At 42.6% G+C, this 17,468-nt stretch carries 14 protein-coding genes; 6 read left to right on the top strand and 8 right to left on the bottom strand.

The window, feature by feature from the left end; translation table 11 throughout:
* Window position 1: 1 nt before the first annotated feature.
* The 5 genes from DWX43_RS01540 to DWX43_RS01520 all read right to left on the bottom strand — a co-directional run bounded on the left by DWX43_RS01540 (window position 2) and on the right by DWX43_RS01520 (window position 5,882).
* Window positions 2-1,348 carry a glycosyl hydrolase family 28 protein gene (locus tag DWX43_RS01540; protein ID WP_118618365.1) on the bottom strand — a complete coding sequence of 449 codons (1,347 nt, stop codon included), beginning with the start codon at window positions 1,346-1,348 and terminating at the stop codon, window positions 2-4.
* A complete protein-coding gene (locus tag DWX43_RS01535) occupies window positions 1,345-2,148 on the bottom strand; it encodes a carbohydrate ABC transporter permease (RefSeq protein ID WP_118618364.1) in 804 nt (267 codons plus the stop codon). The genes DWX43_RS01540 and DWX43_RS01535 overlap by 4 nt, the downstream gene beginning before the upstream one ends.
* Window positions 2,145-3,029 carry a sugar ABC transporter permease gene (locus DWX43_RS01530; RefSeq protein ID WP_109731498.1) on the bottom strand — a complete coding sequence of 295 codons (885 nt, stop codon included), beginning with the start codon at window positions 3,027-3,029 and terminating at the stop codon, window positions 2,145-2,147. The genes DWX43_RS01535 and DWX43_RS01530 overlap by 4 nt, the downstream gene beginning before the upstream one ends.
* A gap of 76 nt (window positions 3,030-3,105) precedes the next feature.
* Complete coding sequence (locus DWX43_RS01525; protein ID WP_118618363.1) at window positions 3,106-4,440, bottom strand: ABC transporter substrate-binding protein; 1,335 nt, start codon at window positions 4,438-4,440, stop codon at window positions 3,106-3,108.
* A gap of 14 nt (window positions 4,441-4,454) precedes the next feature.
* Window positions 4,455-5,882: an alpha-L-fucosidase gene (locus DWX43_RS01520; protein WP_118618361.1), complete on the bottom strand. Its 1,428-nt coding sequence runs from the start codon at window positions 5,880-5,882 to the stop codon at window positions 4,455-4,457.
* 275 nt (window positions 5,883-6,157) lie between these two features.
* Between DWX43_RS01520 and DWX43_RS01515 the strand changes: the two genes are divergently transcribed.
* Entirely contained in the window at window positions 6,158-7,222 is a 1,065-nt protein-coding gene (locus DWX43_RS01515; RefSeq protein WP_182440589.1) for a LacI family DNA-binding transcriptional regulator, read from the top strand.
* Between the two features lie 344 nt (window positions 7,223-7,566).
* Here DWX43_RS01515 and DWX43_RS01510 read toward each other — a convergent pair whose 3' ends face one another.
* From DWX43_RS01510 to DWX43_RS01500, 3 genes are all read right to left on the bottom strand, one after another.
* Window positions 7,567-8,445, bottom strand: a complete 879-nt coding sequence (locus DWX43_RS01510) for a ThuA domain-containing protein (RefSeq protein WP_118618357.1) — start codon at window positions 8,443-8,445, stop codon at window positions 7,567-7,569.
* 82 nt (window positions 8,446-8,527) lie between these two features.
* A complete protein-coding gene (locus DWX43_RS01505; RefSeq protein WP_118618355.1) occupies window positions 8,528-9,676 on the bottom strand; it encodes a Gfo/Idh/MocA family oxidoreductase in 1,149 nt (382 codons plus the stop codon).
* 18 nt (window positions 9,677-9,694) lie between these two features.
* Window positions 9,695-10,687, bottom strand: coding sequence for a sugar phosphate isomerase/epimerase (locus DWX43_RS01500; RefSeq protein ID WP_118618353.1), 993 nt, complete (start codon window positions 10,685-10,687; stop codon window positions 9,695-9,697).
* Between the two features lie 346 nt (window positions 10,688-11,033).
* On the opposite strand from DWX43_RS01500, the gene DWX43_RS01495 reads away from it, so the two are divergent.
* From DWX43_RS01495 to DWX43_RS01470, 5 genes are all read left to right on the top strand, one after another.
* Window positions 11,034-14,084 carry an SrtB-anchored collagen-binding adhesin gene (locus tag DWX43_RS01495; protein ID WP_003060618.1) on the top strand — a complete coding sequence of 1,017 codons (3,051 nt, stop codon included), beginning with the start codon at window positions 11,034-11,036 and terminating at the stop codon, window positions 14,082-14,084.
* A gap of 235 nt (window positions 14,085-14,319) precedes the next feature.
* Window positions 14,320-14,646 (top strand): YdcP family protein, encoded by a 327-nt coding sequence (locus DWX43_RS01485; protein WP_003059926.1) that lies wholly within the window; start codon window positions 14,320-14,322, stop codon window positions 14,644-14,646.
* A gap of 15 nt (window positions 14,647-14,661) precedes the next feature.
* The gene (locus tag DWX43_RS01480) at window positions 14,662-15,045 is read left to right on the top strand and encodes a YdcP family protein (protein ID WP_003062614.1); all 384 of its coding nucleotides are present in this window, start codon (window positions 14,662-14,664) and stop codon (window positions 15,043-15,045) included.
* A 168-nt stretch (window positions 15,046-15,213) separates the two neighbouring features.
* On the top strand, window positions 15,214-15,801 hold the full coding sequence (locus tag DWX43_RS01475; protein ID WP_003061262.1) for a helix-turn-helix transcriptional regulator: 588 nt from the start codon (window positions 15,214-15,216) through the stop codon (window positions 15,799-15,801).
* A gap of 208 nt (window positions 15,802-16,009) precedes the next feature.
* Window positions 16,010-17,404: an FtsK/SpoIIIE domain-containing protein gene (locus DWX43_RS01470; protein WP_003062524.1), complete on the top strand. Its 1,395-nt coding sequence runs from the start codon at window positions 16,010-16,012 to the stop codon at window positions 17,402-17,404.
* Window positions 17,405-17,468 lie beyond the last annotated feature (64 nt).

Raw genomic sequence — 17,468 nt, 5'->3', positions numbered from 1 at the left:
TTTATTGTTCTGTCTGTATTCCTGTCATTTCTATTCCAGCTATATCATGAAAAACAAACGGCACTCTGACATCCCTTTTTTCACAAGAAAAATGCAGACCGGAAAGCACCAGTTTTTCTACATGGGCCGCATACATGGCATAACATGGCATAATCCCAAATATAAAATATTCCGGATATCTGTAGTCTGCATTTTCTGTTAAATGCAGACTATATGCCGTATCTTCATACCCGCCCTCATATTGAATGCCCCAATCCCTGCATGTCAGCCGGCCTATCTTATATTCATCCAGTCCCTGAACCTGAACACAGGAATATCTTTCTCCGTTGAATACGGGCACTTCATGTGGCTTCGGTTTTCCCTCGGCGATTACTCTGGCCCTGATTCTTTCAAAGGTAATGCGATCAATTCTACCAGGACTTATGTTTGTTTCTTTTTTCGTCTCCCACCCCGGAAAATGACACAGCCTGATTTGAACTGGTCCTGTAACTTCGTCCATCACCAGATCGTGAAAATATAGATCATGAGCATAGCCGCCCTCCCCTACCTGTATCTTTACAGCGCATCCGTAAGTATGATGAATGTGGCAGCCACAGACTTCAATCCTAGTAAACTCTCCATCTGAAAAAGGTCCGATCCGTATTCCCGCCCATCTGGATGAAATATCACAATTTCTGATCCTGACTCCGACGGCGCTTCTGTTGAGGACGACCGCATCGTCTCCACAGTCCAGCCTGCAGTTCTCGATCATAATATCTCTGGTCACGGAGAAATGAAACCCGTCTGTGTTCTGGTTCTTTCTATTAATGACACTGATGTCCCGAAACTCCACTTTTGTACATTCTTCTGTCAGCACTGCAAACTGGGCGGCATCTCTCAATTCTAACTGTTCTACTTTCACATCTGTACAGCCTTTCAAATAGAGCAGGCTGGGCCTTACTTTATATTCCCTGACTGGTGCCATATCCTGATCATCCACACTGTATGCCTCCAGTCCATATGGAAAATGATCCCCCTGACCGGATATCCGGCCCTTTCCCTTTAGCACCACATGTACCGCATCTCTTGCAAAAAAGAGACTCTGCCAGTAATTCTGCTTTGACTGGTGGCTGTATTCATGAACCGTATACTTCGCCAGATCGTCACTTCCGATTATTTCACTGCCTTCTGTGAATTCTATCATCAAATTACTGCACAAATGTATCGTCCCTGTATAATATTTTCCCGGTGCAAAGACTACCCTGCCACCCGTTTCCCTGCAGCTATCCACCGCTGCCTGGATTCTCCCCGTATCATCTGTGCACTCTGGTTCAGGTACGAGCAATATTTCTTTTTTTATATTTATCATTCTTTTAACCCTCCCAGACTCATTCCTTCCACAATCTTATCCTGCATAAACATATAAAAGACAATAACCGGTATGGCAATAATTACAATGGAAGCATACAAATGGGGCAGGTCCAGACGGTTCTGTGTCAATCCGAAGAATGTCGGCGCAAGGGTGAGTGTATACTTTTCCGGACTCGTAGAGAAAACCAGTGGTATCTGGAAATCATTCCACACCTGTATAAAAAGTACTACAAGGACATTTACGACTGCAGGCTTTGACATCGGCAGAATAATAAAGAGGAATGTTTTCAGATCCGTACTCCCGTCTATTGCGGCTGCTTCTATGTATGTCTTCGATATCCCGTCAAAATTGCCCTTGAAGATTAAAATTGCCAATGGAATATTCGCCGTTGCAAGCAGAAATATCATGGAGATATAGGATCCGCGCAGGCCAAGGCTTTTCATCAGCAGTGAATTGGGAATTAGTGTGGACAGCATCGGGATTGCATAGCAGGATAATAGAAGGACGAAGAAAAAATGTTTCCCGCGAAAAACCTGCTTTGAAAATGCGTAAGCAGCCAGTGTTGCAGATACCATAACAATCAGGATCGTTCCGCCTGTCACAATCACACTATTCAATATCATTTTCGGCAGAATCATTACTTCATTGATTTTTGTGGCAAATACATCCTGATAATTCTGAATCCCGCCATTTTTCAAAGAGATCTGTACCGTTGACAATACTGGAATAATCCAGACCGCAGCGACAGCAAACAATATCACTTCAATCAGTAAATTTTTCTTCTTTGCATTATTCATAATTCGCCCTCTTCCTTACCGTTCCCCGTAATTTTCAAAATTCCCGCCGACATAAGAGTTGCCAGAATAATAATGATAATTGCAACCGCACTTGCCAGCCCGCTGTTCGACTCTCTCATAAACTTCCTGTAAAGATACAAAAGCGGGAATTCTGTGGAATTGGCCGGTCCCCCGCTCGTCATGATATAGGCCAGATCAAAGAATTTCAGACACCCAATAGTCCCCATCAGCAGGATAATCACATGGATATTTTTAAGCAGCGGGATTGTAATCTTGAAAAAACTCTGCCAGAATCCTGCCCCGTCTATTTTAGCGGCATCATAGATATCCTTTGAAATCCCTGCCAGACCTGCCCTGTAGTATATGATTCCCATACCCGCCCATTGGTAAATATTGGCTATCAGAATCGCATAGATAGCGTACTTTGGGTCTCCAATCCACATCCTCTTCAGATTTGATAGCCCGGCCGATTGTAAAAATGTATTCAGGGCTCCGAAATTCGGCTCGAAGATATGCGAAAATGTATACCCGATCACAACAGATGACAACACAACCGGAAAAAAGTACACTGTCTCCAGAAACCGGTGCCCTGCCAGTTTCATATTCAGCAGAACCGTGAGCAGCAGCCCGATACTCATCTGGAAAAACAGCGTCAGCACCATAAAGAAAATGCAGTTTTTCAAATCATTCCTGAAAACTGTATCCTTCCATAAAGCTGCATAATTCTGGAGTCCAACAAACTCTGCCGCACTGAAATTCAGCCCCTTCCATTTTGTAAAGCTGGATATCAGGTTGAAGAGAATCGGATAAATCAGAAAAACACTAACGAATGCAACTGCAGGCAATATATATAAATATGAATTCCATTTATTTTTTCTCATCCATGCCACCTTCCCGTTTTTACCCGGATATCAGGAAGCTAAGGACACTGCTTCCTGACATCCTTTAAGACCGCTGTTACCTCACTGCATCTGCGGTATCCTGTATTTGTTTCAACGCCTCATCCACGTCCAGACCTGAACGCATAACCGAAACAACAGCCTCACCTATTTTATTATCCAGTTCAATATTTAATGTTGAACGGAGAACGGATGGATTTTGATTCAAGTCATCCAGCGCCTTCTGATAAGTCTTCTTTGCCTCCTCGGATTTCATATTGCCGACATCAATCGATACAGATTTTGCTGCAGGGACACAGGCCATGTAATTCATCCATTCATTTGCTGCTTCTCCCTGAGTCCATTCTTCCAGAATCTTCATTGCTTCCTCTTTATATTCACATTCGTTGCTGATGGCATATCCGAATGAAGTATATTTCTGCATACAGGTTTCGCCGCCCTGCACATTGCGCATGGTAACAACACCCATCTCATCATTTTCCGTAGGTGTCCCCTTTAGGGAAGTTCCCATCAGATAGTTGCCAAGGTACCATTCTCCTGTCAGATAAGCCGCACAGTTTCCATTCTTCAGAGCTTCATCACATCCCGGATAAGCATCCAGTCCGAAATTCTCTTCTGCCAGAATCCCGTCATCATACATTCTCTGGAGCTGGTCAAATGCTTTCACGAAGGCATCATCTGTAAAAGACGCTTTTCCTTCTACTGCATCCTGAACAATCCCCTGCTGATTATTTGTTGCAAGCCAGAGATAGAAATAACCCAGATTCACATCTTCTTTTGCTGCAAATGCTACTGGCAGTATAGATGAGTCTTTCTCTTTGATTTCCGCCGCAAATCTTGCCAGATCCTCATATTCCCCATTTGGCGGTTCGACTCCCAGCTTATCGCAAATTGTTTTGTTGTAGAAAATATACCAGAGCCCTGTCACATCAGACGGCATCATCTTTAGTGTCCCGTCTGAGGACACACCGCGCAGGTCATCCAATATGCCGTCATTATATTGGTCCTCCCAGCCATCACCCAGCACATCCTTTGCCAGATCATCCAGTCCCATATAATAATCCTCAAAAGTCGCAATATGGTCTACATCCATCGCAACGATATCCGCAGCATCCCCCGCTGCCGAGTCTATCGTCAGTTTATCCCAGTAATCAAACCATTCCAGTATCTCCACCTGTATCTCGATATCCGGATATTTTTCCTTCACCACAGGAAGCATCTTGTCATTCATCATCTGCAGCTCAGGCTGCCACCCCATAAAGGTCAGTTTGATTTTCCCATCACCGCCTCCATCCTTCTGAGCCTTATCCCCGTCTGATTTTCCACATGCCGCGAGCCCTGTTACCAGCATAGCCGCGCACAATAAAACACTCAAAATCCTACACTTTTTCATAAAATTCTCCTCCTTTACCAGTGCTTATCCAGTCCCATTACCTGAAGATCTGTTACCTTCAGTATTTTGGGCTTATTCTCCTCCGTTATAAGGCAGTATGGCTCCGGGCTGATCGAGAATGCATAAGCCTCTGACTCTTCCAGGTTTTCCGGCAGTATAATTTCAAGCTCATTCCCTTTCTGCCGCCATTCCAGTTCCCGGTTCGCTGCCACACCCCTGATTACCGTATTGTCCTTCGCATACAGATACGGTATACTCAGGTTTCCTGTCGGACGCTCAAGAGCAATCGCATAAACCGTATCCCCCTTTTTGGTATACCTGATGGGGATCTCGTCTTTTGTTGTTGTTCCAAAGTGTACCCAGTGGCGTGTGCCATAGATAGCCTCTCCGTTTTTCTTCAGCCATCTGCCGATTCCAAGCAGCCGGTTCTTTTGTATATCCGGTATTGTTCCGTCTGCTTTCGGTCCGACATTTAATAGCAGGTTGCCGTTCTTACTTACATTATCTACCAGAATGTGCACAAGTTCTTTCACACTGGCATAATCTTCTTCGCCTTCCATCTGGTTATAGCCAAATGACCGTCCGATCCCTCTCGTCGTTTCCCAGTAAAATTCAGGAATCCCATCCATGCTTGCATATTCCGGCGTCATATAGTCTCCAAGAAGCCGCTCATTATCAACCTTTCCCCACCTGTCATTTACAAGTACCTGTGCCGGGTCCTTTGCCTGATTATAAAAGTAGGAAATCATCTCCTCGCTTCTCCATAGCTCTGCCGGAACCCTCTGTCTGGGCACCGCATACTCTGCATCCGGCCAGAACAGGTCCGGATGATATGTATCGATCAGTTCCTTTGCCTGCGCATGGATATAATCCGTATACGGAAAACTCGGATAATGTGAGTAATAGACATTAAAACACCATGTAAAATATAACCCGAGCTTCAGATCACGGCTTCTCATTGCCTCCGCAAATTCCCCGACAAGATCCTTATGTGGTCCCATTTTGAATGCATTCCTGTCCGAATATTCCGTAGGCCACATGGCAAAATCGTCACTGTGTTTTGTAACCATGACTGAATATTTTGCCCCTGCCTCCCTAAACAGGTCTGCCCATTCCTCTGCATGGTAATTTTCAGCCTGAAACATCGGTATAAAGTCATCGTAATGAAAATTGCTCCCATACGTCTCTACGTGGTGTTTCCAGAAAGGACTGTTCCTGAACCTCATACAATACAGGTAAATCTCCGCATACGGGTGAGTCCCATGCAGTTTCGTATACTGGTCGATCTGGCAGTCATTGGTCGGCGCCCATGCCGGCACCGAGTACACACCCCAGTGTACAAAAATACCAAACTTTGAATCCTTAAACCATTCCGAGGGCTCATGCTGCTTTAAAGATTCCCAATTCGCTTCATAACTCGTTTTCTTTTGTTTTTCTTCCATTCCGTTACCTCCTTTTTTATTTTAATATATATAATTTTAGTAAATTTGTCAACACTAATTTTACTAAAATTATCATTCTTTCTGATTCAGTGGAAATATTTACCATTATTGAATTTACTATATTTTACATGTATTATAAACTATTACATTTTTTACTAAAATTTAGATTTCCGAAAGAACCCATTGAAAACCAGAAAATAGTATGTTAATATAGCTTTATAGATTTTAGTAAAATGCTTATCACCTTTGGGTATAAGCAAAAGGATGGTTATAAAATGGCGGTTAAACTAAGTGATGTAGCCGAGAAGGCAGGCGTTTCCCTGACCACGGTTTCGAGAGTTATAAACTATGATAAAACAATGAACGTTTCAAAAGAAACAGAGGAAAAGATCTGGGAAAGTGTACGAGAACTCGGCTATAAGGTAAAAAAACGGAAAACCAAGTCCCAGACTAATTCAAGGACAAAGAATATCGGTTATATCGTAACCAAAGATGAGCATTCCTTTGACGACAGTTATTTTTCCGATATTATCAAGGGAATAGAGTCGGAATTGATTGCGCAGAAATGTAACTTAAGCTTTGCGCTTTCAGCAGAGGAATTTTCTGATTCCGCAGTGCGTGAAAAGGGAGAACCCTCCGCCTGTGACGGTGTTATTTTTATAGGCGATGTCCCCATAGAAATATACGAGTATTTTTATGAAAAACAGATTCCTGCTGTCGAGATGTTCCGGGGATATGGCAGATTCCAGAATGACAAGATATCCCTCAATTTTGAGAGTACTGTATACTCCATTATCCAGCGCCTGATTGATCTGGGACACAGCCAGATTGTTTACATCGGAGATATCAGCGGTTACACACCTGATAAAATACGTATTCTGGAATATGAAGACCGCTTCCGCGGATATGCAATGGCCATGCTGGCCAACAACAGACAATTGAACCCTTCCCTGCTGCTCAATATTAATTGGGATATGGAGAACGCCTACATGGAAATGAAAAAGTTATTAACCTCCACCGCTGATATTACAGCAGTGTTTGCAGCGAATGACAGAATGGCTATCGGCGCCATGAGAGCAATCCAGGAACTCGGATACTCGATTCCTGAAGATATATCGATCATTGGGTGTGATAATATAGAATTTTCACAATATGTGAACCCACCCCTAACAACCATCTCCTACCCCCGTGAGGAACTCGGTCAGGAGGCCGTCCGGATCCTGCTGGATAAACTGCATTTAAAAAGTCCTGTAGATAATCCTTGTATCCGAAACGTCATATTCTCCACACATATCGTTGAACGCAAAACAATTGCACCTCAAACCCAGAGCATCGTTTAGGATTCTCCTCAGTGCAAGGGTTCTCACTACAAGTCGGATGAGCCCAGCCTGCAGGGGAAGGGGGGCGGAGGGCAGCGGGAGTATCTAACCTGTTTGAAATGCATAGAGCAGGCTTAGCAGCAGTTAGTGAAAATACGCAAAACCAGCCGGAGAAAAGTTAATTCCAAATTAACTTTTCAGTACGCCTGAACCGTCTAATCATCAGATTAGGCGGTGAATGCGTACGGTTCCGGCTGATTTTGCGTATTCTCTCTTATTGCTGTTTAGCATAGCGGGCAGTCATTCAAACAGGTCAGATACTCCCGTCATCCTCCGTCCCCTTCCCCGGCAGGCGCCCTCCTCCACTAAATTCCTTCTGTCAGTTCTGCCATTTTTGCCAGTGAAATATTATCATAGTACGGCCACACGGCAAATCTTTTTTCTTCCTGTATATCTGGATATGGAATGGTAACCTCCCCGCAGCACGCCCACTCGCATCCTCGTGCAAATATGGAGACGAATTCCGGTCTGCGTATGGTATCTATTCCGTGGCCGATAAACGGGACGAAAACGCGTCCCTTTCCGTATGTATTTTTCCAGATCACCGGATGATCCTTGTTCAGATTCTCCAGTTTTGAAAAATCGATATTCTGATAGTCTTTCGCCAGATGTTTCTGCATCCGGTTCAGGTCGTAATCCTCCTCACCGTCATAAACAGTAGCAAGGACATCCACCTGATTCCCCTCAAGCCATTTGATATTTACAAATAAGTCATCCTGTGCAGTATACCAGTAATCGGGTACATCCTCACAAATGGGATCGCCCTTTACGGTGTCTACTCTAAATGACAGCTTAGGGTTTTTACGTCCTCCATTGGTAAACTTAAAAGCGCCGCCTATCATCTTCACAAATTCATCAGGGAATTCCTCTTCCTGTGCTATCGCGGATGAATGATAGATAATGATTCCGCCTCCGTCTGCTACAAACTTACATAGAGTTTCTACTGCGGTATCTCCCAACGGGATATACGGAGCCTTTACGTCAGCTTTCCCATCATAATTGAACAGAACAGCGTCATAGCCTTTTAATGTTTCTGCTGTCGCGCCTCTGAATTCTTCTGTAATCTTTACCTGGAATCTGCCTGTTGACTCCAAAGTCCTTTTCAGCATTCTGTTGGTTTTAGGGTCATGCTCCGAGGTTACAATTCCTGTAACAATCAAAATTTGATACATCGTTTTACTCATGGCTGCTCCTTTTTGTTTTCAGAAATTTGTAAGGTCTGCGCAGTAAATACGCAGACCTTCCTGTACTGTTGTTACTGTTACATTATACTTCTGTCCATACGGCGTCATTTTTACTGCTTTTCACACAAGCCTGAATAAACTTAACGCCTTCAATTCCATCATCTATAGACGGGAAATCATAGTCATAACCGCTCAGTTCCTCACCGTTTTTCAACTTCAGGATACTGGAAATCCAGACTCTGTAAATATTAGCAAATGCCACGTACAATCCTTCCGGATGGCCGGACGGAATTCTGCTGACTTCGGCTGTGCGCTCTGTGACATATCCCATACCACGGTTGTAAATCTGTGTCGGCTGTCCTTTCAGGGTCACATAAAGAATATTCGGATTTTCCTGAATCCATTCGATTGCACCCTTTGTCCCGAAAATTCTCACTACAAGGCCGTTCATATGGCCTACGCATACCTGTGATGAACAGAATACACCATGTGCACCATTTTCAAACTCAACAAGAATGTTTGCATTCAGGTCCAGCGGCTGTCCCCAGTAATCCAGTTTTGCCGCAACTCTCTTTAACTTTAATCCGGTCATATAGCTTACTGTATTTTCGATATGTGTTCCAATATCACCCACACAGTTTGAAATACCTGCCACGGCAGGATCTTTTCTCCATGAAGAAAGCTTTACCATCACCTGGTCTCCGGCACCGATATCATCAACCAGATATTCCTGAAGGTATTCTGCGTTTACATTGATCACGTCACCGATGTATCCGCTTGTAATCAATTCTCTCGCTTCCTTCACCATTGCATTGCCTGAGTAAGAATAGTTCACACAGAACAGAAGGTTTTTCTCTTCCGCAATTTTTTTCAGTTCTTCTGCCTGTCCGATCTCAAAACAAAGAGGTTTTTCGCAGAGTACGTGGATTCCATTCTCAAGGAATGCTTTTGCTGCTTCATAATGAACATCATTCGGAGCCGTTATCGTCACGAAGTCGATTCCGTCTTCCCGCGAGCCTTCTTTTTCAGCCATCTCATGAAAATTCTTATAAGTACGTTCATCATCTACCTGATAAAACTCTGCACATTCTTTATTCTTAGCCTCATTCTGGCTGAAGCATCCGGCCTTTAAAAAGGCTCTCCCGTCAAAATCAACACCGACTCTGTGCACGCCCCCTATAAAAGCTGTAAGGCTGCCTCCTACCATTCCATAACTTAATGTTTTCTTCATTCTTAACCTCCTTCACCGCTATTTATTAGCAATCGCTGCATCGAAAGCAACATCTGAAGGTGCAAAATCTACTTTCCGGACAAACTCCGCTGCTTCTGTAGCACCATAAACTCTTTCCATACCTGAGTCTTCCCACTCTACAGAAAGCGGCCCCTGATAGTTATATGCGTTAAGCACACGTATAATATCTTCGAAGTTTACATCTCCATGACCTAAAGAACGGAAATTCCATCCTCTGCGCAGATCGCCGAAGTCGATGTGGGAACCAAGCAGTCCGCTCTTTCCGTCTAATGTAACGGCTGCATCCTTCATATGTACATGATATACACGGTCAATAAAATCATTTAAGAATACATGTGGTGTAACACCCTGCCAGATCAAGTGGCTCGGGTCGAAATTGATTCCGAATTCCGGACAGTCAGCGAATTTCTCCAGTAATCTCTTTGTTGAATAATAATCAAATGCAATTTCTCCCGGATGTACCTCGAGCGCAAACTTCACATCATACTTCTTACACTCATCCATGATAGGTTTCCATAAATCGTAGATTTCCTGATATCCGTCCTCGATCATCTTTTCACTTGTCTGTGGGAAAGAGTAAAGATATTTCCAGATTGGTGATCCCACAAATCCCGTGATAATATGAACGCCCATCATCTTAGCTACTTTCGGTGCATTAAGCATCGTCTTAACTGCCCATGCACGAATCTCATCCGGTTTTCCGGCCAGCTCGGCCGGTGCAAAATTATCAAGTCTCGGATCATCATAATCTCCGACGCACTGTCCTATTGTATGAACAGCGACTGCCTTGCAGATAAGTCCGTTTTCCTTCAATGTGTTTAAAATCCATTCCACATAGTCCGGGTCTTCCACTGCACGGTTAATGTCAATATGACTTCCCCAACATGCAATCTCCAATCCGTCATATCCCATCTTCTTTGCTAACACACACATCTCTTCAAAAGGGATATCCGCCCACTGCGCCGTCATCAACGTAACCGGTCTTGCCATAACATTTTACCTCCATTTTTATAATATTTAATTAATTGCAACATAATACATTTTTTTATATCAAAAACACAATAAAAATCTGATTATCCGCTAAAACACAGTATCTATCAGCATTTTCAAGGAAACAAACACATCAATTTACTACTTATTTACTACCATTGAATGAGCCTTGATACGCAAGTTTTCCTAGATATGCAAAGATATGGTACAGCACATCAGTATTGAAACAAGAAAAATTGAATAACTCATAGACTATGGAACGCCTAAAATGACGTTCCTTTTCTATTTTCAGCCGTTCATTATGGACGGTTATTTTATTACCAAAAATGAAAGGAGCATTAGATTTATGAAAAAGATGTTAAAACGATTGTGTACGGGCTTCTTAGCTCTTGCAACTGTCGTTACTGCTTTGCCGACTACACCCGTTCATGCAGAAAGTAAGCAATACTGGACGGAGTCAAAAGAGCGTGTCGGTATCGTTGAAAAAGTAATGAATGACGGTTCGATTGGTTCTACCTTTAATGAGGGACATTTGACCGTTGAGGGCGAGGACGCTTACTGTATCGACATTAACACAGACTTTAAGAATGGCTACAAGACCAGAGCTGACGCAAGCACCCGTATGAGTGCCGACCAGATAAGCGACGTTGCCTTATCTATCGAATATGTAAAACAGTACACAGACAGCCACAACGGAATAAGCAAAAACCACGCCTACCTTTTAAGACAGCTTGTTGTCTGGCAGAGATTAAGCGTACATCTTGGCTGGCAATGCGATAACGTGCGAGCTTCTTATGATGAAATTCCAAAGGCAACGCAGGACGAAGTTTTCGCTGGTGCAAAAGCCTTTGTCAAAGAGAATAAAGGACGCTATGAATGTGGCGGTTATATCTACTCTGGCGAGGGGCAGGAATTGGGACAATTCTGGGCGAAACTCAATGTTGGAAATGCGAAACTTCAAAAGACTTCCAGTAATACCAGCATTACAGACGGTAACGGGAATTACTCTATCGCTGGTGCGACATACGGTGTCTTTGCTGATAAGGACTGCACGAAACAGCTTGCCACCCTTACGACTGATGAAAACGGAAATACAGATGTCGTAGAGGTAACGGCTGACACAGTCTATATCAAGGAATTATCCGCACCAGCAGGATATAAGGTTGATACAAATATATATTCCTTAAAGGTTGAAGCTGGAAAGACAGCGACCTTGAACGTATCAGATACACCAAAGGTAACAGACACTTTGATTGAACTCTTCAAGATTGATATGGAAACACAGAAAGACAATCCGCAGGGGAACGCTTCTTTAGCAGGTGCGGAATTTACATGGAAGTATTATACTGGCTTCTACAATAAAGACAATCTCCCTGCCGAAGCTACAAGAACATGGGTTACAAAGACAATCGCCGAAACAGACAGCGACGGTACAATCCACTATGTTACAAAATTAGCGGACGCATACAAGGTATCTGGCGACAGTTTCTATATGCAGGACGGCAAAGCCGTTCTTCCACTTGGAACACTAACCGTAGAAGAAACAAAAGCTCCAAACGGTTACTTGCTGGACGGTGCATATATGCAGGCTGGCGATAAGTCCGAACAGATTAAGGGCTTATATGTAACACAGATTACCGAGGACGGCGACCTTGCCGTATTGACTGGAAGTAACCAGTTTTCTGTATCAGACAAGGTTATCCGTGGCGGTGTGAAAATTCAGAAACGAGATTTAGAAACGGGCGATACAAAACCACAAGGAAGTGCCACTTTGAAAGATACTGCCTTTGACATCATTTCCTTAAATGATAATGCGGTACTGGTTGAGGGCAAGCTATACAAGAAAAATGAAGTGGTAAAGACAATCCATACAGACATTGAGGGTGTCGCTTCTACGTCTGCTGACCTTTTACCTTATGGAAAATTCCGTATCGTTGAGAGTGAAGCTCCAAACGGATATTTGACAGACGGTGCAAAACCGATTGATTTTGCAATCACAGAGAATGGAAAAATCGTTGATTTAACCGACGAAGCCCATTCTATCTACAATCAGATTAAGCGTGGAGATATTGAGGGCGTAAAAATCGGAGCAGGCACACACAAGCGTCTTGCTGATGTTCCCTTTAGGATCACAAGCAAGACAACGGGCGAAAGTCATGTTGTGGTAACTGATGATAACGGGCAATTCTCCACTTCTTCTGACTGGGCTTCTCATAAGCATAATACCAACGCAGGAAAGACCAGCGAGGACGGTGTATGGTTTGGAACTTCTAAACCAGACGACAGCAAAGGGGCGTTGCCTTATGATACCTACATCATTGAAGAAATGCGTTGCGATAGTAACAAAGGCTTTGAGCTTATCCCACCTTTTGAAATCGTGGTATCAAGAAATAACCTTGTGATTGATTTAGGTACTTTGACTGATGAATACGAAAAAGAAATCTCTATCCATACCACAGCGACCAGTAAGGACGGCGAAAAGACAATCCTTGCAGGAAAAGAGGTAACAATCGTTGATACCGTCAAATTAGACGGACTTACAAAAGGCACAAAATATCAGCTCAAAGGCTGGCAGATGTTAAAGGAAGAAAACACCGAGCTTCTTATCAATGGAAAGCGTGTAGAAAATGACTATACCTTTATCGCTGATGATGAAGCTATGAAAGTGGAAATTACTTATACATTCAATGCGTCCGAGCTTGGCGGTAAAAATCTGGTAACATTCGAGGAATTATACGATTTGAGCAATCCAGAAGAACCCGTAAAAGTTGCGGAACATAAAGACATTGAGGACGACGGACAGACGGTACTTATCACAGAGCGTATCATCAAAATTCATACGACTGCTACCGATAAGGACGGCAACAAAGAGCTTGAAGCTGGAAAAGAGGTAACAATCATTGATACCATAACCTTAGAGGGCTTAGAAGTCGGCACACAGTACAAACTTGTAGGCTGGCAGATGTTGAAAGAAGAAAATGCAGAGCTTCTTATCAATGGAAAACGTGTGGAAAGTGATTACACCTTTACCGCAGACAGCGAAACTATGAAAGCGGAAGTTGCCTTTACCTTTGACGCTACTTCTCTTGACGGCAAACAGCTTGTAACTTTTGAAGAATTGTACGATTTAAGCAATCCAGACGAGCCGAAGAAAGTTACCGAGCATAAAGACATTGACAACGAGGGACAGACGATTACCTTTAAGGAAAAACCCGAAGTCCCAGAAGAACCAGAGAAACCCAAAACACCACAGACACCAGATACACCGCATAAAACAGACAGTCCAAAAACGGGCGATAACACGAACCTTTACGGACTGCTTGCATTATTACTAACTTCTGGTGCTGGACTGGCAGGTATCTTCTTCTGCAAACGCCGTAAAATGAAGAAATCATAAGGCGGTAACGATATGAGAAAAGAAAAATCACGTTCTCCGCCGATACCGTGTCGGCAGACTTCCGCTTATTCTGGCTTGTCTGCTACTTACCTGCAAGAACACGGATAGTCAAGGGTGCGTAAGCATTTATTTTACCCTTTACTATCTGGGGACTTGCTGGTACTTCCCTAACCGCCAGAATAAGAAATCACTATCAAAAACTTATCAAATATAGAAAGAAACGAGGTAAAACAATATGGAAATGAAATATGTCGTGCCAGATATGGCACAGTCTTTTGGAACACTTGAATTTGCAGGCGAAAGCGAGCCTATCTTTGAAAGAGATAAAAATAACCGCAGGGTCTTAGCCAGACGAAGCTACAACCTTTATTCTGATGTGCAGAAAGGCGAAAATGTTGTCGTGGAAATTCCCGTGCAGGCTGGCGAAAAGCATTTCAAGTATGAACAGAAAGTAAAACTTGTCAATCCGAAATTATACGGCAGAGGTTACGCAATTGGGGATATGGGACATACCGATTATGTGTTACTTGCTGATGATATTGTAGCAGTTGAAGAAAAGTAAAGGAGTGAAAATATTATGAGATTATCAAACGGTTTTGTTATTGACAAAGAGAAAACATTTGGAGAATTAAAATTTACAGCAGTGCGTGATGTATTCTTGCAGAATGAGGACGGGACACCGAGTACCCAGCTTAAAAAGCGTATCTATGATTTGAAGTGCAGTCTGCATGGTGGAATTATCCCCGTGTCTGTACCGCCAGAAGTACCAGTAAGGGAATTTCCGTACAATGCAGTTGTGGAGCTTGTCAATCCAGTAGCCGATACGGTATCACGAAAAACCTATACGGGTGCAGATGTGGACTGGTATGTAAAGGCAGAGGATATTGTGTTGAAGAATAAAGGCAATCAGAACGCAGGCAATCCACAGAACCATGTACCGCAAGGACAGATGAAAAAATAAATGTGAGCCCATATTTTTCTTGTAACTTATATATAGAACCGATATAATTAGTTGAAAAGTTCTGTTTTAAGCCATGTAAAACTATTTTGACAAGGGAAAATGGCAATGTCAAAGGCTTTTGACAGACAAAATAGCTATATTCATATACAATAAAGGAGAAGATTCAAGATGGATATTGGATTACAAATTAAAAAATTTAGGGAACAACAAAAAATTTCTCAAGAAGAACTGGCTCTTAAAATATTTGTTTCAAGACAAACAATTTCTAACTGGGAAACAAATAAAAGTTGTCCAGATGTTAAAAGTTTAATTACTTTATCTAATATCTTCAATGTGTCTTTAGATAATTTTATAAAAGAAGATATAAAGGAGATGAGGGAGATTGTAGAAAAAGCAACTATTAAAAAGTTTAATGTGATAAGTGTAGTTTTCCTAATTGAATTGATAGTCGTAGCCATAAGTGCCTATCCTTTATTTAGTATTAAGGGAAATATAGGAATTATTATTTGGTTATGCTTGTTTGCAATAACGCTCTATACGGCAAGTAAGATTGAAAAATTCAAAAAGAGCCATGACATTCAAACCTATAAAGAAATTTTGGCATTTATTGACGGAAAGCAATTAACGCATGATGAAACACAACAAGAAATAGGAAAAAGAAATTATCAAAAAATCATATTTGCATTCATTGCAGGTGTAATCGCACTTATTATATGTTTTGTTGTAATTTTTATTTGCCAGCATTTAACAAATTAAAAGGGAGGAGAAATCATGGAATTTTGGCTTATTATGATTGGCTTTATAGTTATGGGCGGAAGTTGTTCATTAGCAGGTACTTGGTGGGATAGAAAAAATAAAAAAGATAAAAAAGAAGAAAAGAAACAATAAAATTTACACTTTATTGTTGATTAAGCAGTTAGTCTTAGGATTGACTGCTTTTTTCATACCTAGAAAGGATTGATTTATGCGTATGATTTGGAACAAAGGACACCGTATCAGAGCCAGCGACAAGCACCTTGTCTACCACTTTTCCATAGGGACGCTTCTGTTTGTATTCATGGCGGTTCTTCTGCTACTGAACATCAAACAGCTCATGCGTACCGACTGGGAACATTTCAGCTTGTTAGAAAACGGCTTGACGCTTTCCCCTTACAACTTCATAACTGTGCTGATAGCGACTGGTGTTTGTGCATTGGTCGCTTTTCTGTATTACCGCTTCTGTTACGACAGTTTCAAGAAGCTATTGCACCGTCAAAAGCTGGCACGAATGATACTGGAAAATAAGTGGTATGAAGCCGATACCGTACAAGACAGCGGTTTTTTTACTGACCTGCAAAGCAGATCAAGGGAAAAAATCGTCTGGTTTCCAAAGATTTATTATCAAATGGAAAAGGGATTGCTCCATATCCGCTGTGAAATCACGTTAGGAAAATATCAAGACCAGCTTTTACGGTTAGAGGATAAATTGGAAAGTGGCTTGTATTGCGAGCTGACCGACAAGACCTTACATGACGGCTATATTGAATACACCCTGCTTTATGACATGATAGCAAACCGCATTACCATTGATGAAGTATGGGCAGAAAACGGCTGTCTTAGGCTGATGAAAAATCTTGTGTGGGAATATGACGCACTCCCTCACGCTTTGATTGCTGGTGGGACTGGTGGCGGTAAAACTTATTTTCTGCTGACGCTCATTGAAGCCTTACTGCATACCAACGCTGTCCTTTATATCTTAGACCCAAAGAACAGCGACCTTGCAGACTTGGGAACAGTCATGCCTAATGTCTATCACACCAAAGAAGAAATGATTGATTGCGTCAATGCCTTTTATGAGGGCATGGTACGGCGAAGTGAGGAAATGAAGCAACACCCGAACTATAAGACGGGCGAAAACTACGCCTATCTGGGACTTCCACCCTGCTTTCTTATCTTTGATGAATATGTAGCGTTTTTTGAAATGTTGGGGACAAAAGAAAGCGTGAGCTTACTTAGCCAGTTAAAGAAAATCGTTATGTTAGGGCGACAAGCAGGTTATTTCCTTATTGTTGCCTGCCAGCGTCCAGACGCAAAGTATTTTTCAGATGGTATCAGAGATAACTTCAATTTCCGTGTGGGACTTGGGCGTATCAGCGAATTAGGTTACGGTATGCTGTTTGGTTCAGATGTGAAAAAGCAGTTTTTCCAGAAGCGTATCAAGGGGCGTGGCTATTGTGATGTGGGAACAAGCGTCATAAGTGAGTTTTACACGCCTTTAGTCCCAAAAGGACATGATTTTTTACAGACTATCAGCTCTCTTGCACAAGCAAGGCAGGACGGGACGGCGACGTGCGAAGCGAAAGGCGACGGCACGGACTAGCCGTTGCTGGTGTGGCGTCAGCCACGCCAGCAGGTAAAACCCCTCGGTATCTAACAGAGGGGTA

Origin of the sequence: Clostridium sp. AF19-22AC, from assembly GCF_003479085.1 — a bacterium.
Taxonomy (GTDB): Bacteria; Bacillota; Clostridia; order Lachnospirales; family Lachnospiraceae; genus Faecalicatena_A; species Faecalicatena_A orotica.
Note: the sequence above shows the minus strand (reverse complement) of the source record. Positions and strands in the feature narration are given on the sequence as shown.